We start from the raw sequence: 25,612 nt of genomic DNA on the forward strand, positions 1-25,612 counted from the left end.
TGAGTAGGGTATTACGAGTTTAAGATCAATTTTTTTATTATATAAGTTGGATTAGAATGAAACTAAAAAACATTTAATTAATTTAAAACGCTGACAAAATGAAAAATTTATTATTACTACTATTGGCTGTTGCATTTAGTACTGTTGGATTTGCCCAAGATACTGTAAGTAAAAAAGGGGATATGCATGAAATGATGGATGGTAAAATGATGGATGGAAAAATGCATGATGAAATGCATTCCAGAATGCATGAAAAAATGTATACTTGTCCCATGCACTCCGATGTTATGCAAGATCACCCTGGGAAATGCCCTAAGTGTGGAATGGATTTAGTTGAATCTAAAAATATGACTAAAGGGTACTGCCCAATGTGCAAAGAAAAAACCATGATGAAAGATGGTAAATGCACAAAATGTGGAAAACAAATTACAAAATATGGAGAGAAAGGGCAATCTAAAAAAATATACATTTGTTCCACTTGTCATGCTAAAAGTAAAACATCTGGTAAATGCCCAAAATGTGGCGCTAAAATGGAAGAAATGAAATAAATACAGACGATTCAATTCCTATAAACTCTGATGAAGCAATACTGCTTTTCAGAGTTTTTTTGTTTGAATTATCCAAATACTTGTAAGTAAATTAAAGCGACAGCTGCAACTGTCATAATAACGAATGCTAAAATTCCAAGAATATTAGCTGTTTTGCTATTTGTGAATTCTCCCATTACTTTTTTGTTATTTGAAATATGAAGAATAATAGCAATTAATACGGGTGCTGTCAAACCATAAAGAATGGCAGTATAAATTAGGGCTTTAATTGGCGAAATACCAACGTAATTCAAAGATAAACCCAATATAAGGGATATTGCAATTACAATGTAAAATGCTTTGGCTTCATGAAACTTTTTATCTAACCCTTGTTCCCAACCAAAAGTTTCGGTGATAATATAAGAAAGGGAACCACTTAAGACGGGAATAGCCAAAAGACCAGTTCCAATAACTCCAATTGTAAAAAGGAGGTAGGCTGAATTGCCTGCTAATGGTTTCAAGGCTAACGCTGCTTGTTCCACTGTGTCAATTTGATGGATGCCACTTTTAAATAAAACGGTACCGGTGGTCAGAATAATAAAAAACATAACTAAGCCTGAAAAAGACATACCAAAATCAACATCTTCCTTCATATCATTAATTATTTTTTTATTGACCATCAAATGATTTTTCTTGTGTTTCATTTCTTCCACTTCCATGGATGCCTGCCAAAAGAATAGATAAGGCGAAATAGTGGTTCCAAGGATACCAACAAGAATTCCAATGTATTCTTTGTTGAATTGTATAGTAGGAATAAAAGTTGCCTTTAGTATTTCGGTAAGATCCTGTTTGTATAAAAAGGGAACTATTAAATATACCAAAAGAACAATACATAGGTATTTAAGCGTTGCGGCAATTTTTTGATAAGGCAAATAGACAATCAGTATTAGCAGAATAATAGTAAAAACTACACTAAAAAAAGTGGCATCAATAGCGGGAAATAATAAATTACCCACAGCTCCCATTCCTGCAATATCGGCACCAATATTCATAACAATAGCAGGAAAACTAAATAATAACATTAGATACAAAACAGGTCTTGGATAATTTTTTTTAAGTGTTCCTGTTAAGCCTTGTGAAGTAACTAAACCAATCCTGGCACACATTTGTTGAATAGAGGCCATAAGCGGGAATGCAATAAGTGCAGTCCATAATGTTGAAAGTCCAAATGCAGCTCCTGCTTGGGAATAAGTGGCAATACCGGATGGATCATCATCACTGGCACCAGTTATTAATCCGGGACCGAGGAGTTTCCAAAAACGCACAAACTTAGTTGATAATTTTTTTCGGGCATTCATTTTCTAACCGCTTTTGAGTTATTTAACTACTTGTTTTAATGTATAGTAAAAGTACAACCATGCAATTTAATTTCAATAAAAAGTTGTTTCAATATTTTTAAAATCAATTCTGTCAGAGCTAAAATGGATAGCCAATAGCTAAATTGAAAACTAAATTTTCTTTTCGCCATGAGCTATTTCCAAAATTGATTTGATCTAAAACCCATCGCTGTCCATCCGGTAAATAAGGTTTCCGAATAGGAAAGGCAAAGTCTGTTCTAAGAATAAGAAAAGAGAAATCAAAACGCAATCCGGCACCAGCTCCAACAGCTAATTCATTCAAGAATTTTTTAGAAAATTGAGCACCAGGTTTTTCAGGATTATTGTTCATGAGCCAAATGTTCCCAGCATCTATGAATAATGCCCCTTTTACCAAACCATAAATCTTGGCTCTGTATTCCGTATTAAATTCTAACTTTAAATCGCCTGATTGATCTGCTAAAAAGGAACTTGTGGTAGCAGAACCATCATAACTTCCCGGACCTATGGAACGAGCTCGAAATGCTCTTAAACTATTAGTTCCACCAATAAAAAACTGCTTTATAAATGGCATTTCTCTAGAATTTCCATAAGCAAATCCTGCCCCTACAATTATTCTGCTGGCAAGTTGTGAATCTTGACCCAATTTTAAATAATGTCTAAATTCATTTTCAATTTTTATAAATTGACTAAACGGAACACCAAACACTTTAATGGTATCTCCTTTTTTACTATTTGCTCCAGTAGCTAATCCGGCAATGTTTCCAGCAAGATCAATAGTTCCTTTATAGTAAAAGGTGTTTTTTCTTCTTTTTTCTAATGTATTGGTGTACGTAAAAGAGTAAGTCGGACCAAAAATTAATTGTTTCTCAATTACTTTCCCCAAAGAAGGATTGGCAGCAATTTGTTGTTGATACAAAGCCGTTACATTTTGTGGACTGGCATAGGTAATTTCAGTTACATTTAATAGATGTTCTGTTCTTTCGTTCGCTTTCCATAAATAACCAAACGAACCTTTGAATGTTTGTAAGGAATATAATTTGGTTCTGTTTTGGAATTCATATCCTATCGTAGCTTTTGTTTTTGGTACAAAACCACTAGAAGATTTTAGTTTGAGAGGAGAAATAAATCTCGGCCACACTAGATTAGCTTCGGTTCCAAAACGGTATACATTAAAGCCATTGTTTTGCCCTGAAACTTGTACTTCAACGCCACCAAATGCAGAAATGGTAAGTAACTCAGCTCCTCTAAAAGTATTTCGATTACTCCAGTTCAAATTCAATTCGGTACCAGTATAATTAGCGGAATTGGTTTTTGCCAATACTTCCAAACGTAGCGATTTTTTAGGCAAAGGAGTGAGGTAATAATAGGCATCCAGATAATTACCTAAAGTGTCTGAAGTTTTAAACTGATTTTTAACAAATTTGAAAGTACCTAAATTTACTAATCTGTTCAAAGATAAATTATGATTGGTACGATTGTATAAATCTCCTTTTTTAAAATACAAAGCACGGTCAAAAATTCGGGGCTTGAATAAATTTTCTTGATCAATAATAGTAAAATCATTATATTTTACTACTGAATCGGATTCAATGCTTAAACTATCAGAGCCAATAGAAAAATTTGGATAAACGATAATTTTATTGATTTTGTATGCTGTTTCAGCCAGTTTTGGGGCTTCCTCTTTTACTTTGACAATCAAATCAACTTGATGATCAGCAACAGTGCTATCCACCTGTACTTTAAGATAATCTGGATTAAAGTAATAAAAGCCTTTTTCTTTTAGCCTTGTATCGATACGAATTCGCTCCTCTTTTATAACATCAAGACTATATGCTTGGTCTTTTTTTAATAAACTTCTTTTGCTGGTTTTGCGAACTGCAGTGGAAATGGCTGAGGAATCCGTTGGGAATTTTACTTCTCGAATTTTGTATTGTTTTCTGGGTTTTACACTATATTCTGCTGTTGCTTTTTTACCATGACGGGTTGAATCTGCTGAAGTATGTGCGTTGAAATAGCCATTGTTTTCAACAAAGTTTTGTAAAACACTTTTATTATATTCTAAATCTACTTGGCTGTATAAAACGGGTGGTTCTCCTACTTTCGTTTTCAACCAATAACGCAATCCTTTTTCTTTTTTTGGTGTTCCCACAATATTATAAACATACAATTTAGGTCGTAATCCCAGAATTGAAGAATTTGGTTTGGGTCTAACGATATTTTTTAAGGCTGTTTTTAATGCTTTATTTTCTTTATTGGATGTATCGTTACCTTCTATTTTTATTTTTGCGCCTGTGTACAGTAATTCTCCTTCTGGTAAAAATCGCGTATTGCTACAAGATGCAGCAAACAATGCTAAAAAAAGAATATATAGGAAATGGGGCTTATTCATTAGTTTTTTTTTTGATATTATTATTGTTCCGTTAGGAACTAAATATTGGTAGAAAAATTAATCAATGCATCTTTTGTCCCTTTAGGGACTATACGAATTCTAAATTAATTCATTAAAAATAAATCTTTCATCATAGTCGACTTCAAATTTTTTAAGAAAATCTAAATATTCTTCTATGAATGTTAGCTTTTTATGATGTAATTCTTGATTCTGTATGTAATTTATTACTTTGTTTATCTGTGATTTACTATGTGAAAATGCACCATATCCTTCTTGCCATTCAAAATGTCCGTTTACTAATTTATTTTCATTAATCCATTTTGAAGAACTTTGTTTTACATCTTTCATTAAATCGGAAATAGATTGTGATGGTCTTAGTCCAATTAAAATATGGATGTGATCCGGCATTCCATTAATTGCTAATAATTTATGATTATTATTTTGAATAATTCCTGCGGTATATTTATAAAGAGAGTCTTTCCATTCAGAACGTATAATTCCATTTCTAAATTTAACTGCAAAAACAAAATGAAGATGTATTTGTGTATATGTATTTGCCATAAAGGTTTAGTCCCTACGGGACATTATTGTGTGAGATTAATAATTACACTACCAATATTTAGTGCCTAAAGGCACATTTAAAACTTGATTTATTTTGATTCTTTTTTTGTTTTCTTAACTGCTTTTTTAGCTTCACTTTTGCGAAATAATTCCTTGAATTTATTATAGTCCAAAGTGATGATAAATGCAATTCCGGTTTCAACAACTTCTCCTTGAAGCGCCACTTGATATTTATTTATTCGATAGGCTCGTATTTTATACCTTCCGTCTTTTGAAAGTTGGTAATCCAGAGAAACATCACCGGCAATATTATTTGTGTTTTGATTGACTTGTTGTGGTCCTTCAATACCAAAACTACTTCCTACGGTTACTTTCAATCGGTCGTTTAATAACTTTTTGGAAATACCTACATTCAAATCGGTTTTGTTTTCTCGTTGTCCAGTTGTATAGTCATCGGATGCATTCAAATCAAAATTAAGCTCAACGCCATTTATTAAATTACCTGCCAGATTATTAAGTTGTTGCGATAAGATTTTGCTGGCGCTTTCTCTGGCCAAAGAAGATACATTCGTTCCGCCGGCTTCACTGGCAAAAGGATTTTCTCCAATAAAGCGATTCAATAGGAGCAAGGCAAAAACCTGTTTGTTTAATTCATCCGGTTGCTGACGTAATTGGGTCAGTTTGGCTTGTGTTGTATTAATAATTTCCGTCGAAACACTATTATTTCCTTCTGGCAGAACGATATTAAATGCAATGGTAGGTTTCATCAGTTCACCAGTCATTTTTAATTCAGTTTCAAAAGGAATTTTTTGTTTGTACGTATTTCTGACTCCTGCAGTAACAGTTCCTAGCTGGTCATTCACTAAATCTATAGGGGCAGCTTCTGTTTTATAAATCGCCGTAATATTAATATCAGCCGTTGTAGGTTCTCCAGTCCATAGTATATAACTTCCTTTTTTGATATCAAATTTTCTTTTGATGGAACTAAAACTCATTTCATAACTCCCTTCGGATAATTCATATCTTCCGGTCAAAGTTGTTTTTCCGGAAGGATCAATTCCACCATTCAATTGCGCTTCTCCTTTTAACTTCAGGAAATCCCCGTTGGCTTTGTCAATAACCAGAGACAATTCGGCTTCTTTATCAATTTCAATATTTACCGAAGCATTGATTCCTTTTATATCCGATTGGCTATTCAATTCATTAGTAGCAATAGTCTTAATTAATTGTGGTTGGTCTTGGTCAATAAATTCTACAATTCCTTCTCTATCGGCTATTGATGGATCTGATTGTGGTAAAACAATAGTGAATTTAGTGTCTTTATTAATTTTGATATTTCCTTCCACAACAGGATTACCAAAATTGCCTGTTATTTTTAAATGGTTGTCTAAGTATAATTCGCCATAATACAAATCATTGTCTTTGGCTTTAGAATTGATGGCTTTGAAATTATCTGCATCTAAGTTTAAATCAAAACCAAAATTGCTGAAATTGGCACTATTAATTTTTCCATTAATAGTTAAATCATTGTCTTTTTCATCTTTTATAGTAAAGTTATCGAACAGAATAGCATCACTTGTAAATACGATTTTATCATTAGCCGACTTGAATTTAGAATTGAGTTGCGTCGCTTTGAAACCAATTTCATTAAATTGTAATTCTCCAATAACTTTGGGCTGCTTTGTAGTACCTGTAATTTTGAAATTTCCAGTAAAAAATCCGGTACTTTCTTTGATATTATCCAATGTAAAACCCTGAATACTTTTCAAGTTTAGTTTTTCAATTGCCAGATTCATATCAAAACTGCTGTCAGCTGTTTTATAATTCCCGTCTAAATTGACTTGATTTCCTTGGCCAGTAATCGAAATAATGGCATCATATCTATTGGCAATTTCATTATTTACTTTTATGCTAATGTTCCCAACAGTCTCTTTTTTGAAAGTAAAATTTTCAATATTTAAATCTGAAGTAAAAAGTGGTGCTGTATTTACATTTTTAATAAGAGCGTGTCCGTTGATTTTTCCGCTCATTTGTAAATCGCTTTTTTCGACGATACTTGTAATGGTTTTTATATCAAAATCTTTGAAATCAATTGCCATTGGTGCATTCGTTTCCTCAGATTGTGATTGTATTTTGATACTGTTTCCATCTTTGCTCAATTCAAAATGATCAGCATAAATGCCTTTTTTTCCAAAACGAATTAAATTGTCTGGAGCTATTTTCCAGGATTCATAGTTAAGCAGCAAATTCTTCGGATCAAGAACTATTTCGTTATTCCCGTTTGTTGCCTTTAGGGTTCCGGTAATTAAGTATCTTTCTTTGTCTTTTAAATCCTTTAATTGTAACGTATAATCTACAATATTGTCTTGCACTTTTCCCGAAATATTGGTGTAAGGCAATTGAATTTGTTTGTTTAGAATGTCATCTACAATTAAACTGTAAACAAGTGCATTGTCTTTTGTGTCCACATTAAGAACTGCATTTGTAATAGTATTTTCTCCATAAATTAATTTTGGAATCGTGCCATTCAGCACTATAGAATCGTTAACTGAATTGTATCTTCCACTGATGTTTATGGGTTCAAGACTTTTCAATTCAGGGATTAATTTTAATAAAATAGGATTGTCTTTTACGCCAATTTTAAAAGCAAATTGTTGTTTTTCAACATCGAGTTTTCTTGAATAAGGTTTGCTGTCATAATACTTAGAAATAGAATTTGATAAAGCTGTTGCTATTTTTGATAACTTGTATTTTCCATTTACTTCTGCATCCAAAAATGAAGATTTCAATACTAATGTATTCTTTTGAGCAGTTGAAGTTGCTGTTACATTGATAGAATCAATTACAAATTGTTCTTTTGCATTAATGATACTTATGTTGTGAGCACTAATATTTCCATTGAGGTAATCTAAATTACCCGACTGAATATCAGCGTCTACAGCACCTCTTATTTTCATTGGACCAGCATGCAGATTTAGTTTTTCTAAATCAGCGATATCAACATTTAGTTTTAGTTTTCCAGTTGGATATTTGTCTCTAAAACTTCCGTTACTGACTAAATCAAAAGTCAAATTTGGATCTTTTGCGACAGCGGTTGCATTGAAATTTCCGTTGCGAATAGTTCCTTTTACGCTCAAATTTTGATACGTATATTTATTGTAATAGGCTTTTTGAATAGTTCCGTTGAAAGAAGCCGTAGCTGTTTTTAGATTGGAGCCGCTTCCTTTTATGTTGGCTTTTAAAGTGACTTTTCCAATAGAATCGTTTTTAATGAATTTCCCTAAATCAAAATTTTCCAACTCCATTTGGGCGTCGTATTTATCCTGATTTTTTATCCTGCGGTCGTATGAACCTTTAATTTTTGCTTTGCCAAAATTACTCAGCACATTCATATTGGTACTAAAATTAGCAATAGTCCCTTTGAAAGTTCCTATGGCACTGAATTTTGTAGGCAACTGAATCGAATTAGGAATAGTTCCTGGAGGTAAAAAGCCATTAAGATCTTTTGAACCTGATTGTAGGTCTTTGATATTCAAATCAAAATACGCTTTATTGACATCAGGCAAACCTGTAATGTTTCCGCTGGCTGAAACTTCAGTAGTACCAATGCCGCTGATCTTAATATCCGGGAACTCAAGATTCTTTATTTTTCCTTTAATAGCACCATCTATTAGCAGTATCGCATTAGGATTGCTCATAAAAGGATTCGTATTTATTAAAGTGGGAGCAAAAAGCAAAATATCTTTAATACCTAATTTACTTTTCTTTAGATTAGCCGTAAGACCTAATTCTCCTGGATTTTTTGCTAAAGATTCAATAGAAGGATAGCTTATCTGGATTTCATTTTTCAACTCCGTTTGAGGTGTTTTTAGATATAATTTTTTAAGAAAAGCATTTTTTTTACCATAGAAAAACTCCGCATTAAACGATTGAATGTTCAAACCGCTTTTATCTTTAAGAGTTAGCAAATTGGCATCTCCAGAAATGTTTTCGGGATTGTAATACAGCGCGTCAATTTGTAAATTTAATTTAGTAAGATTTAAATGGTTGTAATCGATACCTTCTTGTGCTGCTGCAACATTATTATTGTCATAACGGAAATACACGCGTTTAAAATCTGTTTTATTTACTTTCACTTCCCAGTTGCTCGGTTCTGCATTAACAGATTCTTTTTTTATTTTTTCTAATTTTCCAAAAGCTAATGCGCCTTCTACACCAGTCAAATCAATGCTGTCGATTAAAAGTATTTGATTATTGAAATCTATTTTATCAATTTTAGCTAACAGTTTTTTCAAATAAAAAGTAGTGGATAACTTGGTTTCCTCACTTTGGTAATCAATATCAATTTTAGATAAATCAATTTCACCCAGTTTTAATTTTAAGGCAGTTTGGGAGATGTTTTTTTCTGCAATTACTTTGCTTTGTACCAAGCCTTGTTTCAATTTAAACTTTAATCCTTTGATTTTAGCTTTAGGGACTTCAAAGTTCATTTGATCTAAATCAAAAGTCTTTATTATCGTTTCAAAATGATTTAGGTTTGCGACAATATCATTTTTTGAAATGGCATCAGTATATTTAAATTGTATCTGATTCAATTCAATTTCTTCTACAGAAAATTGCATCGGTTTTGAATTTCCTTTTTGTTTTTCAGGAGAAGCAAAAGCTTTGATGATATAATCAAAATTGAAAACCCCATTAGAATCTCTATTTAAATGAGTCGTAATACCTTCGAGTTGCATGGAGTTAATCTCGACTTTATTATTTATCAATTGCAACAAACTAATGTCAACTGCCAATTTTTTACCCGCTAAAAGCGTATCTTTTTTTTGATCCTGAAAATAAACGCCTTCCAGAATTATTTTCTCAGGAAAACTAATTTTTAGTTTGTCTATAGAAACTTTGGTTTGAATTTTCCCTTCAAGGTAGGTTACGGCTTTTTCTTTAACATAATTTTGAACGGAAGGGAATTGAATAACAATGATTAATAATAGAAACAATAGTAGAATTGTCCCTATTATCCATAGGAAAATTTTAAAACTTTTTTGTAAGTATTTTTTCAAATGGTCTTGTTTTAGGTCTAAAATTAGCCAATTTAGACTAGAAAAGCAATTTATAGTCCAAATTGGATTAAACACAAAGATGAAAATTTAAATCAGAAATGCTTTATATAATTTGGATATAAAGTTGTAAAATCTTTGGATTTAATCCTTAAAAATTATCTTAATAATTGCATTTCAAGAGAGTTACCGTAACACGTTTTATGTTTTGTAAATTGGAATCTCATTAAAATATTCCGCTTGTTTTTCTTCCAATAAAATTTCTTTTATAGCCATAAGCATTGCTTTATTTGAGGTAAATAATTCTCTGTTAAAGTTAATGACGGTTGTAATATCAATTTTTTCAATAGGCGCATTTACGGCTTCGGTATAAAAAGTATTGAGAGCGCTACTATAGTTATTTTGTATGGAATCAAATAGATGTTGCAGTTCTTCAAAACTTGCAGTTTTATCTTGGATAAGAAATGCATTCAATTCAAGATATAGGTTTTCAGTTTCTTTTTTATGGTGAATAAAAAAATTGTACTTGATGTCTTTTGATGAATTTCTAAGGTTTGTAATATTAGTGCCAATGTCTTTTACGCTTTTTACCGAATGCATAGCACTGCGTACTGCAGAAATAAGTTGGTTAAGTTCCGCTTGTTGTTCTCCTGCTAATTTTGTTCGTAGATCTAAATAAAATGACTGAATCTCACCTTGTAATTGCTTTAGGAATTCATATTTTTCTGCTATAGTTTTCGAAAAGAAATCTCTTTTTTCATTGATAGCTTTAAAATCATCATTTTTTCGGAGCATAATGGTATCAATCTTGAATAATTCCAGATTGAATAGCATTGAATTATGGATGAAATATTTTGTTTCCATACGCAGTAAATCAAGAGCAGTTTCAGGTTCTTTGATTGTAGCATGACTTATAAAAGCCGCAGTAGCTGCATCGGTATCTTTGAAAAAGAGTTCTAGAAACTTGGTGAATGAATTGAGTATTGGAAAAAAAATCAGGATGGCTAAAAAATTGATTAGACTGGAAAAAGTGGCCAATCCAATTAACGGGTCTTTTATATTTAAAACATCAGTAATCAAAAAAAGAATTGGATTCAGAAATAGAAAAACCAATGCTGTAATGAAAATATTTAAAAATAGATTACCAAGGACGATTCGTTTTTTTGAAGCATTGCCGCCTATCGCTCCCAATACAATTTTGATAATGGTACCCGTTTCTGAACCTAGTGCAATTATTGCCGCAATGGGAAAACTGATGGCTCCGGCATGAAGCGCACTGAGCGTAAGGGCCATTGTTACAGAGCTAGATTGTACAATAAGAGTAATGAGAAAACCAATAAGTATGAAAATAACTTGAGGCATTTCGACATATTTTGAAAAATCAAAATCCTGCACCTGCGATTCCATAGCTGTTTTCATGAAAGATAGGCCAACGAATAACAAACCAAAACCAAAAAGAAAGTAGGCAAGATATTTCATTGACTTGCGATTGCCAAAAAGGATAAGCAATATACCTCCTAAGCATATTGCTGGATACGCAATTACTTCAATATCTACTTTAAAACCAAGGCTGGCAATTAACCAACTATTAACCGTTGTTCCCAGATTTGCACCTAAAATGATTGCCATAGCATTTCGCATACTGAAAACCCCTGCACCTACAAAAGCCAGTAGCATCAAGGTAACCATAGAACTACTTTGAAGAATACCTGTTATGATTACGCCACCTACAACAGCACCAATTTTATTTTTGGTAATACGTTGCAAAAAAAGTTTGAAACTCCTCCCCGAAAGGTTTTTTAAAGATTCCTCCAGCAGGTACATGGCAAAAAGGAATAAACCAATCCCAGCCGCAAGTTTGAAGAAATGATTGAGGGTTTCCATAGCTGTATATAGTAATAAAGATACTTAAATTTAATGGTTTTATCTTACTTAAAGCGTTCATTTTTATTTAAGTAAAGTCATGAAATGAATAAAATTTATTTAAATTATAAAAAAAACTACAACTTTTTAGGGTTGTAGTTTTGGTTAATTTTTAAGAATCAGAATGATTAATAATCGGAATAGTCAGTTGGATATAAAAAAGTAATGTCTATGTGAGAAATATTGTTTTTGTATTTTTCCATAGCGATTAATCCTTTCCATTCTGGTGAATCTACAAAGGCTTTCCAGTGTGCATCTCGACTTTCTTGATCTGTAAAACTGGTCATGTACATCAAGTTTGGCATTTTGGCTCCCGAAATCACTTCGCCGTAAAAAACAGGATTAAATACAAGACGGTCAAAGAGTTTTACTTCCCCACCGGCATTAAACATATCCACTTTATTTCTATAAATCGCTTCGGTTGCTGATTCATAACTTCTTAATTCATATACTCTATTTGCTCTAGGACTATTAAAAGCAGGAATTGTCATCATGGGATGATCAGCGAATGCTTTTAATAAAACAGATTCGATACGTACATAAGGTGCTTGCTTATAGCTTGCATTCAAATAATCTGCTCCGGCAGCCAAATACGTTTTGTCTTTGGCCAGTTTTTCTTCCAATCCAAGAAATTGTGACAGGGACGAAAATGGAATTAATACTATAATCTTTTTTAGTGTGTCTGTAGCATTTGGTTTTGGTTTGAAAACCCCAATATTCTTAATTCCCATTTTTTTTAATCCTGGTAAATAGGCTTCTTTTAAAAATTTGTCAGTCGTTTGTACTTGCTGTTCTGTATTTAAAATGTACGTTTTGAGTTGGTAGAATTCTCTTGATGGCGCTACGATTTTAGAATCAGAAGTTATTGTTTTAAAGCTGGTAATGGCTAAGGCGATAACCACAAGGAATAGTAATTTTGTTGCTTTCATATTTTATTTTTGAAGTGTATTTTATTTTAGTTAAAAATAATTGGAAATTATTGATACATTTTCATCTTAAAGCAAATTCCACTGCAGCTGCCGAATGAATTATAGCGGTGTCGAAAATAGGAACGGCAATGTCCTCTTGTTGAATTAACAATGGAATTTCAGTGCAACCTAGAATAATTCCTTCTGCACCATTTTCTATTAATTTATTGATGATACTGATATAACGCTGTTTCGTATCGGGGCTAATGATTCCTTTTCCAAGTTCGTGGTAAATGGTATCTTGAATGAAATCTCTGTCTTCCGGATCCGGTATACAAGTTTCAATATTTTCATTACTGAGTTTAGAGGTGAAAAAGTCCAGCTCCATTGTGAATTTAGTTCCTAAAAGCCCTACTTTGGATAAATTCAATTTTTTTATTTCTTTTGTAGTTTCAGTTGCAATATGAATTACGGGAATCGTCATTTTTTCCTCAATTCTATCGGCTAAAAGATGCATTGTATTAGCGCATAAAACAATTGCTTCGGCGCCACTTTGTTGCAGGTTTTCGCAGGCTTCTGAGAGCATGATAAATGTTGATTCCCAATCATTGTTGTTATTGTTTCTTATAATATCTGCATAATTGAAAGAATGGATTATACATTTGGCAAAATTGATGCCTCCCAGTTTCTCGTTTACTCCTTCATTAATAAGTTTATAATAATCAGCAGTAGAAACCCAGCTAATCCCACCAATAAGTCCCAATGTTTTCATCTTTTTTTATTTTTGTCTGTCGATTTAGAATTTTTTTTTCAAAACCGATCGTTATTGTTGTTGTGTTTATAAAAGTATAAAAAAAAGTATCACTTTTTTGGAATTGCATAAATAGATTCTATCCGATTTAAGAATCTGATAAAAGCGAATAGCGGCGGAGAATAAATCAAACAATCGTATTTAGCGCCAGTTGCAAATTGGTACATTTACAAGATGAAATTTAAAGTATACAGTGAATTATCATACGAAGTTTTTTCTCCAACTACCTTTATTTTTAATATTCAGGCAGCTAAATCTGCGAGCCAAAAAGTCATTTCAGAAACACTTATTGTTACTCCTTTCATAAAATTTGAGGAATTTACTTTGAAAAATTCAGATACACGGTTTGTAAAAATGGAAGTGGAACAAGGCGTGTTTTTTACTGTAATTTACGAAGCAGAAGTAGAGGTCAGTTATACCGTTTATGATGAAAAAGTACTTTTGAAATCGATACCAATTATAAATCTGGATCACGAAGTATTGCCTTTTATTTCTCCAAGCAGGCATTGTGAATCGGATAAATTATTGGAATTAGCCACAAATGAATTTGGATATTTGCCCAATGAATATGCTAAAGCAAAAGCCATAAACGAATGGATTTTCAACACTGTCGAATACAAAACCGGTGTTACCAATTCCAGTACTTCAGCCTGCGATACATTACTTGATAGAGTAGGAGTTTGTAAAGACTTTGCTCATTTAGGGATTGCATTGTGCAGAGCGTTAGATATACCGGCACGCTATTTTACCGGATATGCCCATAATCTTAATCCACCAGACTTTCATGCTTGTTTTGAGGCTTATATCGGTGGACAATGGCTGTTTTTTGATCCCACTAAATTAGCGGTTGCTAATGGATTAGTAAAAATAGCGAATGGTAAAGATGCATCAGAAGTAGCGGTAGCCAGTTATTTCGGGGATGTTACTTGTACGTTCATGAAAATTGATTGTAATCCTGTTGTATCCGATTTTATACCTTTCAATTCTGAACTTGATACCAAAGCGATTTCTTATGAATGAAATTAAGAATTTTTTAATCTAAAATTTTTCTGACGGTGATTCGGTTGTCGTCTCCCATTTTCCAGATCTCTCCAAACAAAGTGACATTTTCTCCCATTTTAAACGCACGATATTTCTCTGCACTTCCAAGGTTAGGAATACTAATTACAGCAAAATAGATTGTGCCTTGAGCTGTTTTTATTTTGGCAGTATAGCCATCTTTTCCTTTTTCAACAGATAGAACTATTCCAGTAATTTTAGCTTCAGCATTGTTCTTCTTTTTCAGCTCCAATATTTCTCTAACAGTAATTTGTTTTTCTTTTCCTATTTTCCAAACTTCACCTTTCACGACTAGTGTATCTCCAATTTCCGCCTGTTTGAATAACTGGGGATTGCTCAAATTGGGAATACTAATTGTTCCAAAATAAATGCGTCCTTTTGTGTTTTCAATTGTCGCAGTGTAGCCATCTTTCCCTTTTTGAATAGCCGAAACTTTCCCCCTAACGGTAGCTGTTTTTACTGAGGAACAAGAAAGGATGCTTAAAATAATCAGGCTTAAAATACTTTTTTTGAATGGAAATGATTTCATGTTTTATGTTTAATTGAACGAACTTCTAAATTCTAAAGGCGAAACATTAGTTTTACTTTTGAATAATTTGCTAAAAGACTGTGGGTATTCAAAGCCCAATTGGTACGCTATTTGACTAACGGATAAAGAAGTTGTAGTCAAAATTTCTTTGGCTTTTTCTATCAACTTATCGTGAATATGCTGCTGCGTACTTTGTCCAGTGAGTGATCGGAGCATATCACTTAAATAATTTGGCGAGACATTTAATTGCTCTGAAATGTATTGAACGGTTGGAAGTCCAAATTCCTGAACTTTGTTGCCATTAAAATAATCCAAGAGCAGTTTTTCCAGATTACTCAACAAATCATTGCTGGCATTTTTACGGGTAATAAACTGTCGGTTATAGAATCGGTTGGAATAATTGAGCAATAATTCAATGTGAGAGAGTATAACATCCTGACTAAAACCATCTATTACAGAACAATATTCGGTATCAATATTTTGCATAATGTCCGTAATCATTGCTTCTTCTTTATCCGAAAGGTGTAACGCTTCATTTACTGCATAGGAGAAAAATCCATAGTCTTTGATGCTTTTTGCCAAGGAATAATTTTGGATGAAATCAGGGTGAATGACTAACCATATCCCTGAAAGCGCCATATCTTCATCAACAACAGTCGAGATTACCTGACCCGGTGAAAAAAAGGTCATTATGCCTTCGTCAAAATCATAATAGTTTTGTCCATATTTCAATTTACCTTTAAAATCCTTTTTGGTACAAACCGAATAAAAATTATAAACGAAACTTTTTATGCTTTCATCAAAATGATACTTTATTTCATTCAGATTAATAACACTAACCAATGGATGTTTTGGTTTAGGTAATTCCAATAAACGATGCAACTCAGAAATGGAATTGATGATATAAGGAGAATTGGTCTCTTTTTTCATGGTGCGAATTATAAATTCAGTAGGAAAAGCGAATAGTAAAGATAGCTTTTCCCACTGAATAATGTTGTTTATTGATCGATAGCTCCCATATTGGCGGCATCATAACGAGCACCTGTGATAGTTCCTAAAGGGATGATGGTTTCTAAACGGTTTAGATCTTCAATGCTTAATTTAATTTCGGCGGCGGCATTATTTTCTTCGATATATTTCACGCGTTTTGTTCCCGGAATTGGTAAAATACCTTTTGAAATAATCCAAGCAATGGCTAATTGTGAAGGTGTTATTTCTTTTTCGGTAGCTAATGTTTTTATTTCATTTACCAAGGCAATGTTTTTGTAAAATTGTTCGCCTTGAAAACGAGGTAAACTTTTTCTAAAATCAGTATCAGGAAAATCATCAGGGCTTTTGATATCGCCAGAAATAAATCCTCGGCCTAATGGGGAATACGCCACGAACCCGATTCCAAGATCTTGAAGTGTTTTTAAAATTCCCGTTTCTTCTACACCACGCTCAAACAAAGAATATTCTGTTTGTACCGCAGTTAAAGGATGAATGGCATGGGCTTTTTTTATGGTCTCCGATGAAACTTCTGAAAGTCCGATGTGACCAATTTTTCCTTCTTTTACCAATTCAGCCATTGCCGCAACAGTTTCTTCAATAGGCGTGTTTGGGTCTAAACGATGCAAGTAATACAAGTCAATATAATCAGTTCCTAAGTTTTTAAGCGAACGCTCCACTGCTTTTTTTACATAATCCTTTGTACCGTTGAATTGCCAAGTCAGTTGTTCCTTGTCATCAATTTCATAACCAAATTTTGTGGCAATGGTATATTGATTTCTGTTTCCTTTAATGGCTTTGGCTACAAGCCTTTCATTTAGTAAAGGGCCGTATAAATCTGCAGTGTCCAGGAAGTTGTATCCTAGTTCCAATGAACGGTGGATAGTAGCGATAGATTCGGTTTCATCTGCTTTTCCATAAACATCCATTCCTGCAATTTGGGTCATTCCCATACAACCCAATCCTACTTTTGGAACAAAAAGTCCTTGACTTCCCAGTTCGATTTTTTTACTAGTATTCATACTTTTTTATTTAATTGTGGATTTAAATTAACAATGCAAATGTCCGTACGATACTAAATTTAAAAGTAACCCAATCTCTTATAGTTGTATCCAAAATGAGGGAAGTTGATTTTAAAAACGAAATCAGTCGCAAAACAAACCTTATTTAAATGAGATTGTGGATGATTTATATATTGAAGTTAAGTTTCATTTATTCATTAAATAGGATGTTAAATGTTTTATTTTCTCGCTTTGCATATGGAAAACATCGCAAAATACAGCGTCCAGTAAATCGCCATTTTTCATTTTAGATTGGACCGCACCTTCTACGATTACAATATTATTTTCTTCAATCATTCTAATAATTTGAATGGTTGGACTACCAATAAAATTGTCGTTTTCTATCTCCTTATCAAATGCTTCTTTCCCAGATAAACGAAACATTCCAGGTACTTCCCAGGTAACATCTTCAGTTAAGCAGGATAAAATTTTTTCATGGTCACTAGCCATAAAGGCTTCCATATATTTTTGTACAGTTTGCTTATTTTTTGTCATGGTTTCCAGCGTAATTTAAAAGGATTGTCTTTTATTTAAAGACTTACAAAATCATCACTTTTAGGGAAAATACTCAAGGCTTCAATTGCAATTTCAGGAGTTGGAGAAGCTAATTTGCGAAGTTTGGTATCCATCCAAGCACCATCAACAGTTATGGTTGCACAAAGTTTGTTGTCTTCATTCAAAAACTCATGTACAATAGACCAGCGCGAAGCATCGGCTTTCATTTTGGAGGTTTTGGTATGCATGAAAATTTTGTCCGAAATCTTTATTTCTTTTCTAAAAACACATTCTTCCCTAAAAAGAATTGGGCCAAAACTTTGTGTTTGCATCACCTTCATTGTTAATCCCAGGCTTTCCAGAATTTCGATACGGTGTTGTGCGCCAAAGTCATAATAAGCACTGTGTCTTACATGAAAATTAGGGTCAAGATCAGACCAACGGAAAGATAATTCTTTTATAAATGAAGTCATTTTTATGTTATTTTAGAATACTTTCAGGATTAAATTTTAGTGAAAGCATATCGATTTAGAAAATCGAAAATACTAATAAAAAAGAAAGTTATAACGGTAGACCTTGCTTTTTAAGGCTTTTTTATGATAATCCCGACTGAAATTTGTGCAATTCTTTGACAAATTGTTTTCGTTGGTACCAATCGTTATAAACCAAGAGGTATTTTTCAACTTTGAATTTTCCGAAATCAAAATTCCGATACTTTTCTAAGATTCCAATTAACTTTTCTTTATGGTTGATTTCTTTTCGAAATCGAGCTACAGTTGCATGAGCTGTATTAATGGAATAGCGTTTGTCAATACTTTCTTCTAATCCTGAATTCGTGAAATTTGTTCTTAAGTTGTTTCTCAAAACATCCAAGTAATCAGAATTGGTAAAACCCTGAAGCATTATAGCCGATGAGGAAGCAGTGATACCTTGAAAATTAATTGCTATATCCTGTATTCCAACAAGACTTTTTTCGATAATTGCAACATAATCGGGAATCGAAATTGTTTCCAAATCGAAGCCATCATAACAGGAAATAATTGATAGTACCGTGATATGAATATCCGAACTTGGATAATAATATTGCTCTGGATCTATTTGTTTCAGTTCGTCTAAAAAGCTCTGAATGTTTTTTTTGGTTTCGCTATTAGGTCGAATTAATAAAGTAATGCCAAATCTATTGTCTGAAAGCGAATCGATTTGATTGTCAATTTGATACGTGTTCGTCACAATCTTTTCAATAGATTCGTTGTATAGCGCAGTATAATGCTGTTTTAAATCCATTTATTAGCTTTTCTTTATGTTATCATGTCCCAAAGCAAGTCAAAAGTGTTATTAATAACGGTGTCTTGTTCGGGTTTTGAAAATTCTTTAGTAACTAAATATTGATTGATGCTGAAAGTGTGTCCGCAGATGATTGTAAAAATGAGTTCACAATCCATCGGCTTTATGATTTTGTCCTTTACTCCTTTTTCTAAAAGAGCCATAATTGGTTTAATGTATTTCTGAGTTTCTTCTTCTGCAATTTGTTTTAAGTAAGGCGAAGAGTTGAATTGTTCCATGAAACGGAACTCCGTCTTGTGTTTTAATGCCCAATGAAGTGTTGCAGAATAATAAATTTTCAAAATTCCCTGCAATGATTTTTCGTCTTTAATTATTTCTGAAATGTGTTCATTCAGACGGCTTTTAATGTCAATATACAAAGCCTTGACTAATTCGTCTTTTGTTGGGAAAAAGTAAAACAAGGTACCGCTGGCAATACCTGCTTCCTTTGCTATTTTACTCGTGGGTGTATCGTGAAAGCCAAACTCAACAAATAGTTTGAGCGCCGCCGCCAGTAATTTTTCTCTCTTGTCCATTATTTAGATTTTATTTTCTCTAATCTTAAACCGTTCCGGATTGCTTTATTCAGGAGTAATGATGGGGTTATTTTACACCTTTCCACCATTGTGAAAATTGCTGTGTGTTATCTTTTAAATTTACCTGTTCACCAATCATTGGTGTGATGAGGTTTAGATTTTCTTTTTTGTTATTTTCCACAATAAATTCCAGAGGTTCGTACCAAGGATGATTCCCGAGCGCAAATTTTGAAGAATGGACCGGAAAAATTCGTTTGGCATTTAAGTCTTTTGCTGCTTGCAAAATTTCATCTGGCATCATGTGAATGTATTTCCAACTCTTGTCATACTGACCGTTTTCTAAAATGGCTAAATCAAAAGCACCAAACGTTTTCCCAATTTCGGCAAAGTGTTTGTCATAGCCACTGTCACCACCAAGAAAAATTTGCATGGTTGGCGTTTGCAAAACATAGGAGGTCCAAAGTGCCTTGTTTCTAGTTAGTCCACGGCCTGAAAAATGCCTGGAAGGAACCGTATGTGCCGTAAAACCTTCGTCCAAAACTATTTTCTCGTTCCAGTCTTTTTCAATGATTTTATTGGTGTCAAAACCCCAATATTCAAAGTGTTCGCCGGTGCCAAGTCCACAGATTATTTTTTTGATTTTAGGCTTTAATTTTAAAATAGTTTTGTAATCCAAATGATCCCAATGGTCGTGTGAAATAAAAAGATAATCGATTTCGGGAATGTCATCCGTTGTGTAACGGTCGGTTCCTTTGAAGGCTTTTGTTGAAAATGAAAACGGAGAAGCAACACCACTTAAAACGGGATCAACTAAAATTCGTTTTCCGTCAATTTGTATGTAGTAGGAGGAATGCCCGAACCAAACCAAAATATTTTCGTTTAGGTCTGCATTCAAAAGATCTGTCTTTGTAGATGGAATTTCGTCCACTGGTGTAACATTCTTGTGTTGCCCAAAAAAGAACTCTTTACCAACAGTATAATAGCTTGCTCCTTCCGTCAGGTCAGGCGTGAAGCTTTGGTTTTGAAAAGTACCGTTTTTATAATTTGGTGATTGTTTAATTTTTTCCAATCTTTTGCCTGTAGGCAGTTTGCCAAATTTTACTTGTTTTAAATAGGATAATACACTCATTGCGAATAAGATAATTAAAGAAGTTGAAATAAATACAGATTTATTACTGACTAATCAGTCAGTAAATGTAAATCTATTTTTTCAACTGGCAATAGCTTTTCTAAAAAGTAATTTTTTTCTAAAAAATAGCGGGTTTTATACAATCGTGTTAGTGTCTTATTTTAGCCCTTTGCTTGAGAAAGCAAAGGACTTTATAATGTTCAATGATTTAGGACTTTGAAATTTCTTCCAATACTTTTTTTCCGCTTTCATTTTGAGGATTTAGTTCTACGGATTTTTTATAATTTATAATGGCAAGCTTTTTATCTCCATTTTTCAAATAGGCTTCTCCCAAACTATCGTAGGTATTCCCTGATTTTGGAAACGCTTCCACATTTAGTTTGAAAACTGCTATGGCTTCCTTTACTTTTCCGGTTTGTAATAGTTGGTATCCTGCGCTGTTCATCTCATTTTCGTTGATAGCGTAGGTACTTGAATTTTTATTTTCTTTAAAATAAGTTAATCCAGATTCAATTCCCTTTTCCAGAATAACTTCTACTAAAGCATTCGCCAATGATTTTTTAGGCAAACTGTATGGTTTATTGTAAAGGATATTTCTAATCGCTACATTCATTTCGTTTAAGTTTGTACCTCCTGTATTGTTTAATAATACAACTAGATTTTTGTCAGACGGAATGCGGGAAACCAAAGTGTTAAACCCATTTATTCCACCGCCATGCTCAATGACCGTAATGCTGTCATTCTTTTCTACATTGAAAGCCTTATTGATAAACCATCCGTAACCATAATGTCCCGGTCCAGCAGGGATGTAAGGATTGAATAGTAAATCTCGATATTTTTTAGAAAGTAACTGTTCCGTGTACAGTGCCTGATCCCATAAATACAAATCCTCTACGGTTGAATATAAAGAACCGGCAGCATAGGGGATAGACAAATCAAGATAACTGGCATTATTATAGTTTTTACCGTTTTTCTCATAACCTGAGGCTCTGTTTTTTAGAATCGTTTCATGATGATCGAATCCTGTATTATTCATTTTGAGTGGCGTAAGAATATTATCTTGTAAAAACTGCTCATAAGTTTTGCCGGAAACTTTCTCTATGATGTAACCCAATAAAAAATAACCGGAATTGCTGTACGCAAATTTTTCACCTGGGGTAAATTCAAGCGGCAAGTCAGCGAATACTTTTACAAATGCTTCCGGGCTATACGGATTGATGCTTAATTCTTTTACGAAATTAGGAAACGAAGTATAATTTGGAATTCCGGATGTGTGTGTCAGTAACTGATGAATAGTGATTTTATCGCCCGATGCTTTAGGATAATCAGGAAGATATGTTGCAATGGGAACATCCAACTTTAATTTTCCCTGCTCGACTAATTGGAGTATTAGCATGGAAGTAAACTGTTTGGTAACAGAGCCTAATCGGTGTTTGGTATCCGGTTGATTTGGAATATTCCATTCCAGGTTTGCCATTCCAAATCCTTTTTTATAAATGACTTTTCCTGCATCAGCGACAAGAATGGAGCCGTTAAACTGCCCGTAGTCCGAATATAGATTCATCAATTTATCGATTTGCTCTGTTTTGGTTTGCCCAAAGGAAACTGTTACTGTAATTAGCTGAATGAATAAGCCAATTAGGATTGTCTTTACTGCAAAATGTTTGGAACCTTGTTTCATAATGATTGTTGATTTTTGTGATTGATGTTGTGTGCTATTTTTATTTCTCTAATAAATTTTCAGTTTTAAATTTTAATTTCTCCATTTAAATCAGTCGTAAGAACGAAACTTAAGTAATCAAAAAAGGGACGTACGGATTTGAAAATTTCGTTTACATTATAAACAAATTTCGGATCAATTACTTCTTGATCTGTAAAATTATGTCTCAAGATAAATTGTTTATGGCGAATTAAATCGATGGCTTCATGGTCTTTAGGGAAACCTTTTGGAAAAGTAGGAACCGTGTTACCTGTCAACTCCACGAAATTATCTTTAATTAGTTTTGAGCTTAAAATTTTGAGCCAATCTTTATAGTTCAGCTCAATATCCTTTCTAATTCTTTTCAGGTCATCGGGATTGGGGGAGAAAAAACCGCAAGCTAAATAATTATTGCCGGGTTGTATATTCAAATAATAGCCACCTCTTTTTAATTTAGTAGCTCGTTGTAAACTAAATGCAAATCGAGGTTTGTAAGGAGATTTGTCTTTACTGAAACGAACATCATTATAAATACGAAAAAGGCTTTTTTTTCTAGATTCATTTTCAATAGCGTCATGGGTATTCATTAGTAGTATGAGTTGGTCTATAAAAGCAATAATATTACTTTGTGCCGAAATATAAGTATCCTTATTTTCAGCAAACCATTCTCTATTATTATTTGTTGCCAGGGTTTCCAAAAAAGTAATGCTGCTGGCTAGTATGTGTGAATCTTTCATTTTTAATTTGTATTCTAGTTATTGTCACTTGTGTTAGCGGGCACAGATTGTAAATCCGCTTTATCGAACTGAGTTATATCCGAGCGGTCTGGGTTTACTTGCTGGCCTTTTTTTATAATTTAAATTTACTATTTAAATAGTTTAATACTGTTTGGGCAGCATTTAGAACAAACATTGCTTCATCTTCTTCAAGTAATTCTTCATTTGGATGTGATAAACTTGCTTTATTTCTTATTGGATTTAATTTGTCCAAGGCAATACTGAAAGAATTTATAATGTGATCAATATCGTGTTGTCTCGGTCCAGCTTTTTGTAAAGCAGGATGATTTATTTTAAGTTTTTTAAAAACCTGAGTTAAGGTTTCGTTTTCTTCGACTTCTATTCCGGCCTGTTTGCAAACTTCTTTTAGATAGCCATGTAAAGTTGTATGAATTCTGTCAACGCCACTAGTGGCTCCATTTGTTTCGATTAAAACTTTTGTGTCTTGAATTGCTCTTTCAACAACTTTATTTGTTATTATTAATACATTAACTGAAACACCTTGTCCGCCTTCCAATCTTCGAATAAGTTCTTCTATTGCTAAAAAACTACGTTGCTTGGCTTGTCTTTGGTCTTCTGGAAAAAAATCTACAGGATACTTTTTCAAAACACCGCGTATTATTTTTGCTTGGGTTATAGCATCTGCGTTTTCAAGAATTGTTAAAAATTTTTGTCTTGTTGTTCCTTCGTAAGCCGTAGGAGAAATATCGAGATCGCAGAAATAAGGATAAAATTCTTCATGTGTTCTGTATGAGAAATCACCAAGATAGCCACTGCTTACGCCAATATATCCGTTTGTAATCATAAATATTTCTGGTCTTGTTAACATGGTTTATTCTGGTTTTTATTCGTAGGTGGCTTGCGGGTAACTTATATCTGCGCTAAAAAGTCTCGAATATCCGCCTGAAATAGGAATGCTTTACGCTACAAATAGCATTTTATCGTTCTGCTAATGTAGTTTATTTATTACGAATTAATGATGTTGAAATTCTAAAGCAATCGAATAGAAATAAATAGTTCTAAGGATTCTGATACCCAAGCTCCGATAGCAGTAAACTTTCTTAATTTCAAACTTAAAAATGTAAACAATTTTGTTTACATTTGTATTATGAAAACAATTGACATCATAAAAGGAATTCATCCCGGTAAAATTGTGGAGCGGGAATTGAAGAAAAGGAACATCAACCAAAGGCAATTTGCGCTTTCTATTGGTGAACATCCTCAAACTTTGGGTGCCATAATAAAAGGTAATAGGAGGATGAATGTTGATTTGTCTCTTAAAATGGAGGAGAAACTAGAATTAGAAGAAGGTTTCCTGATGACACTTCAAGTTTTTTATGACATAAAGGAAGCAAAGAAAGATAGTACTTATAAACCCGATCTTTCAAGATTGAGAAAAGTTACCTTTTGGGATACTACTTTTGATAAGATAGATTGGAAACAAAATAGGGTGGCAGTCATTAAACGTGTTTTTTCTAGAGGAACAGAAATGGAGCAGGAGGAAATTATTCGTTTTTATGGAAAAGAAGTGGTTGATAAGGTTAAATTATTAAAACACCAGTTGTAATATAGAATGGAAAAGCTTCATTGGAATACGGTTTCGCCTTTGCTCAAAGAGATTCTTATCGATTTGATGGATGAACCATTATTTTTTCCTTTCAGATTGGTTGGAGGAACTGCTTTAAGTTTACAAATAGGTCATAGAATGTCGATTGATATTGATTTGTTTACAGCGGCTGAATATGGTTCCATTGATTTTAAGGAAATTAGAAGTTTTCTGGAGAATAAATATCCCTTTTGTCTTTCCAGGAATCTTAATAATGTTGCGTTTGGGACTTATTTTGAGATAGGATATTCTGAAAGCGAGTTAGTTAAAGTAGATTTGTATTATACGGATGATTTTATTTTCGAAGAAATTAATAAGGATTCTATTCGTATGGCTTCTGAAAATGAAATTATTGCAATGAAATTAGATGTTGTTCTGAGAGGCGGTAGAAAAAAAGATTTTTGGGATTTACATTATTATCTTGATAAAGTACCTATTGATGAAATGATTTCGTTTTATGAACAGCGTTATCCTTATACTGATTGTTCGACTATTAAAAGCCAATTTGTAAATTTTGAATCAGCTGATTTGGATTTTGACCCATTGTGTTTACGGGTTAAATCTTGGGAGCTTATCAAATTGGATTTTTTTGAAAGTATCAATGGGAATTCTTAATTCCAAGAAAAGACTTTGAACCCCAAATGCCCTAGCCCCGATAGCAGCGGCATCCTTTATGTTCTTTCTTTAAGAACATAAAGATAGAGCGAATAGCGGGAATTAGCTCCTGATTAGAACTTCCGCCAGAATGACAAACCCTCTGAAATGTCATCTTGTCAGATTTTTTTACGCCAATTTTAACATAAACTGACAATTTAAGAAGCTGTATTGCATTGGCACAAAGATTGACTTATCGACTT

General features: G+C 33.2%; 22 protein-coding genes. 4 read left to right on the plus strand and 18 right to left on the minus strand.

Going from position 1 to position 25,612, the window contains the following annotated elements; all coding sequences use genetic code 11:
- Positions 1-98 precede the first annotated feature (98 nt).
- Positions 99-548 carry a heavy metal-binding domain-containing protein gene (locus tag OA85_RS14535; protein ID WP_039110532.1) on the plus strand — a complete coding sequence of 150 codons (450 nt, stop codon included), beginning with the start codon at positions 99-101 and terminating at the stop codon, positions 546-548.
- 68 nt (positions 549-616) lie between these two features.
- Here OA85_RS14535 and OA85_RS14540 read toward each other — a convergent pair whose 3' ends face one another.
- The 7 genes from OA85_RS14540 to OA85_RS14570 form a co-directional block, all read right to left on the minus strand.
- A complete protein-coding gene (locus OA85_RS14540; protein WP_039110533.1) occupies positions 617-1,885 on the minus strand; it encodes an NRAMP family divalent metal transporter in 1,269 nt (422 codons plus the stop codon).
- A gap of 118 nt (positions 1,886-2,003) precedes the next feature.
- Complete coding sequence (locus OA85_RS14545; protein WP_039110534.1) at positions 2,004-4,295, minus strand: BamA/TamA family outer membrane protein; 2,292 nt, start codon at positions 4,293-4,295, stop codon at positions 2,004-2,006.
- A 99-nt stretch (positions 4,296-4,394) separates the two neighbouring features.
- Positions 4,395-4,856: an IS200/IS605 family transposase gene (gene tnpA / locus OA85_RS14550; RefSeq protein ID WP_039110535.1), complete on the minus strand. Its 462-nt coding sequence runs from the start codon at positions 4,854-4,856 to the stop codon at positions 4,395-4,397.
- 89 nt (positions 4,857-4,945) lie between these two features.
- Positions 4,946-9,916, minus strand: coding sequence for a translocation/assembly module TamB domain-containing protein (locus OA85_RS14555; protein ID WP_039110702.1), 4,971 nt, complete (start codon positions 9,914-9,916; stop codon positions 4,946-4,948).
- A 198-nt stretch (positions 9,917-10,114) separates the two neighbouring features.
- Positions 10,115-11,797 carry a Na/Pi cotransporter family protein gene (locus OA85_RS14560; protein WP_039110536.1) on the minus strand — a complete coding sequence of 561 codons (1,683 nt, stop codon included), beginning with the start codon at positions 11,795-11,797 and terminating at the stop codon, positions 10,115-10,117.
- A gap of 167 nt (positions 11,798-11,964) precedes the next feature.
- Positions 11,965-12,765 carry an NIPSNAP family protein gene (locus OA85_RS14565; protein WP_039110537.1) on the minus strand — a complete coding sequence of 267 codons (801 nt, stop codon included), beginning with the start codon at positions 12,763-12,765 and terminating at the stop codon, positions 11,965-11,967.
- Between the two features lie 61 nt (positions 12,766-12,826).
- On the minus strand, positions 12,827-13,516 hold the full coding sequence (locus OA85_RS14570) for an aspartate/glutamate racemase family protein (RefSeq protein ID WP_039110538.1): 690 nt from the start codon (positions 13,514-13,516) through the stop codon (positions 12,827-12,829).
- Positions 13,517-13,729: 213 nt separating this feature from the next.
- Between OA85_RS14570 and OA85_RS14575 the strand changes: the two genes are divergently transcribed.
- A complete protein-coding gene (locus tag OA85_RS14575) occupies positions 13,730-14,575 on the plus strand; it encodes a transglutaminase family protein (RefSeq protein ID WP_039110540.1) in 846 nt (281 codons plus the stop codon).
- A gap of 13 nt (positions 14,576-14,588) precedes the next feature.
- On the opposite strand, the gene OA85_RS17100 is transcribed toward OA85_RS14575, so the two are convergent.
- From OA85_RS17100 to OA85_RS14630, 11 genes are all read right to left on the minus strand, one after another.
- Positions 14,589-15,143, minus strand: a complete 555-nt coding sequence (locus OA85_RS17100) for an OB-fold nucleic acid binding domain-containing protein (protein WP_052257276.1) — start codon at positions 15,141-15,143, stop codon at positions 14,589-14,591.
- Positions 15,144-15,152: 9 nt separating this feature from the next.
- Positions 15,153-16,073 carry an AraC family transcriptional regulator gene (locus OA85_RS14585; protein ID WP_039110541.1) on the minus strand — a complete coding sequence of 307 codons (921 nt, stop codon included), beginning with the start codon at positions 16,071-16,073 and terminating at the stop codon, positions 15,153-15,155.
- Between the two features lie 68 nt (positions 16,074-16,141).
- Positions 16,142-17,152 (minus strand): aldo/keto reductase, encoded by a 1,011-nt coding sequence (locus OA85_RS14590; protein ID WP_039110542.1) that lies wholly within the window; start codon positions 17,150-17,152, stop codon positions 16,142-16,144.
- Positions 17,153-17,338: 186 nt separating this feature from the next.
- Positions 17,339-17,686, minus strand: coding sequence for a nuclear transport factor 2 family protein (locus OA85_RS14595; RefSeq protein ID WP_039110543.1), 348 nt, complete (start codon positions 17,684-17,686; stop codon positions 17,339-17,341).
- 35 nt (positions 17,687-17,721) lie between these two features.
- Positions 17,722-18,159: a thioesterase family protein gene (locus OA85_RS14600; RefSeq protein ID WP_039110545.1), complete on the minus strand. Its 438-nt coding sequence runs from the start codon at positions 18,157-18,159 to the stop codon at positions 17,722-17,724.
- Positions 18,160-18,280: 121 nt separating this feature from the next.
- Positions 18,281-18,970, minus strand: coding sequence for a 2'-5' RNA ligase family protein (locus OA85_RS14605; RefSeq protein WP_039110546.1), 690 nt, complete (start codon positions 18,968-18,970; stop codon positions 18,281-18,283).
- A 14-nt stretch (positions 18,971-18,984) separates the two neighbouring features.
- A complete protein-coding gene (locus OA85_RS14610) occupies positions 18,985-19,545 on the minus strand; it encodes a TetR/AcrR family transcriptional regulator (RefSeq protein ID WP_039110547.1) in 561 nt (186 codons plus the stop codon).
- Positions 19,546-19,612: 67 nt separating this feature from the next.
- The gene (locus OA85_RS14615) at positions 19,613-20,674 is read right to left on the minus strand and encodes an MBL fold metallo-hydrolase (RefSeq protein ID WP_052257277.1); all 1,062 of its coding nucleotides are present in this window, start codon (positions 20,672-20,674) and stop codon (positions 19,613-19,615) included.
- 208 nt (positions 20,675-20,882) lie between these two features.
- A complete protein-coding gene (locus OA85_RS14620) occupies positions 20,883-22,355 on the minus strand; it encodes a serine hydrolase (RefSeq protein ID WP_039110550.1) in 1,473 nt (490 codons plus the stop codon).
- Between the two features lie 65 nt (positions 22,356-22,420).
- Positions 22,421-23,110: a DUF2461 domain-containing protein gene (locus tag OA85_RS14625; protein WP_039110551.1), complete on the minus strand. Its 690-nt coding sequence runs from the start codon at positions 23,108-23,110 to the stop codon at positions 22,421-22,423.
- 112 nt (positions 23,111-23,222) lie between these two features.
- The gene (locus tag OA85_RS14630; protein ID WP_039110552.1) at positions 23,223-23,978 is read right to left on the minus strand and encodes an abortive infection family protein; all 756 of its coding nucleotides are present in this window, start codon (positions 23,976-23,978) and stop codon (positions 23,223-23,225) included.
- A gap of 279 nt (positions 23,979-24,257) precedes the next feature.
- Here OA85_RS14630 and OA85_RS14635 point away from each other — a divergent pair, with 279 nt between their 5' ends.
- Both OA85_RS14635 and OA85_RS14640 read left to right on the plus strand, forming a co-directional pair.
- Positions 24,258-24,716, plus strand: a complete 459-nt coding sequence (locus OA85_RS14635; protein ID WP_039110553.1) for a helix-turn-helix domain-containing protein — start codon at positions 24,258-24,260, stop codon at positions 24,714-24,716.
- 6 nt (positions 24,717-24,722) lie between these two features.
- Positions 24,723-25,370, plus strand: a complete 648-nt coding sequence (locus tag OA85_RS14640) for a nucleotidyl transferase AbiEii/AbiGii toxin family protein (RefSeq protein ID WP_039110554.1) — start codon at positions 24,723-24,725, stop codon at positions 25,368-25,370.
- Positions 25,371-25,612: the final 242 nt, after the last annotated feature.

Origin of the sequence: Flavobacterium sp. AED (genome assembly GCF_000812945.1) — a bacterium.
Taxonomy (GTDB): Bacteria; Bacteroidota; Bacteroidia; order Flavobacteriales; family Flavobacteriaceae; genus Flavobacterium.